This is a genomic window from Mesorhizobium sp. M7A.F.Ca.US.006.01.1.1 (assembly GCF_003997935.1).
GTDB lineage: Bacteria > Pseudomonadota > Alphaproteobacteria > Rhizobiales > Rhizobiaceae > Mesorhizobium.
Genome location: NZ_RZQL01000496.1, coordinates 1 through 1034, shown reverse-complemented (window position 1 = coordinate 1034; position 1034 = coordinate 1). Strand labels below are relative to the sequence as shown.

Here is a 1034-nt window from a genome sequence, read left to right as displayed (position 1 = left end):
CGACATGCAAAAGATCACCACCTGCCTGTGGTTCGACGGCCAGGCCGAAGAGGCCATGAATTTCTACGTCTCCATCTTCAAGAATTCGAAGGTGCTGAGCGTGATGCGCTGGCCCGAAGGCCACGCCGACGAAGGCAAAGTGCTGGTGACCACGTTTGAACTCGACGGGGTGCAGTTTCAGGCGCTCAACGGCGGACCGCAGTTCAAGCACACCGAGGCGATGTCGCAGTCGATCGACTGCAAGACGCAGGAAGAGGTGGATTACTTCTGGGACAAGCTCATCGAAGGTGGCGGCCAGCCGTCGCAATGCAGCTGGCTGAAGGATAAATTCGGCGTCTCCTGGCAGGTCGTTCCGGAGCAGCTGCCGCGCCTGCTTCTGGATCCGGACCGGGCCAAGGCCGGCCGCGTGATGTCGGCGATGATGCAGATGAGCAAGATCGACATCGCCAAGATCGAAGAGGCGGCTAGAGGATAGTCACGGGTCGCGCCGCCCCTCATCCGCCCTTCGGGCGTTCCTCGTTCGAAAAGCCAAGCAATTGGCTTTTCGCCCGCTGCGCGGACCACTCCTCACCTCCCCGTGAACGGGGAGAAGGAAAAACTGGCGCCTACGCCGCTCTGTCGCGGACCTGATAGTCCTTGATCGTGGCAAACGTGATCGCCTTCCAGCGTTCCGCTTCGTAGTTCAGCGAGAAAGCGTGCTGGGCGAGGAACACCGGATCGTTGTCGAGATCGCGGGCGATGTCGCCGCGATGCGCTTCGATGAAGCGCAGGACCTCGGCCTTGTCGTCGGCTGATATCCAGCGGCACACGGAAAAGCGCGACATCTCGAATTCCACCGGCAGCGTGTATTCGAAGTTCAGCCGTTCCTTCAGGACGTCGAGCTGCAGCGCGCCGACGACGCCGACGATGGCCGGCGAGCCATCCTCGGGCGAGAACAGCTGCACGACCCCCTCCTCTGCCATCTGATGCAGCGCTTCCTTGAGTTTTTTCGCCTTCATGGCGTCGCCGAGGCGGACGCGGCGCAGGATTTCGGG

1 protein-coding gene and 1 pseudogene are annotated in these 1034 nt (G+C 61.6%); one reads left to right on the top strand and one right to left on the bottom strand.

Annotated features, from left to right (window positions below; all coding sequences use genetic code 11):
* Positions 1 to 4 precede the first annotated feature (4 nt).
* On the top strand, positions 5 to 475 hold the full coding sequence (locus EN943_RS37140) for a VOC family protein (protein WP_027039696.1): 471 nt from the start codon (positions 5 to 7) through the stop codon (positions 473 to 475).
* Between the two features lie 130 nt (positions 476 to 605).
* On the opposite strand, the pseudogene prfC reads toward EN943_RS37140, so the two are convergent.
* Positions 606 to 1034 (bottom strand): annotated as a pseudogene (gene prfC, locus EN943_RS37135) (peptide chain release factor 3); the annotation flags it as partial.

Bases quoted from the DNA above. Each gene is read 5' to 3' on its own strand.
- EN943_RS37140 (WP_027039696.1), top strand. From the start codon at position 5: ATGCAAAAGATCACCACCTGCCTGTGGTTCGACGGCCAGGCCGAAGAG.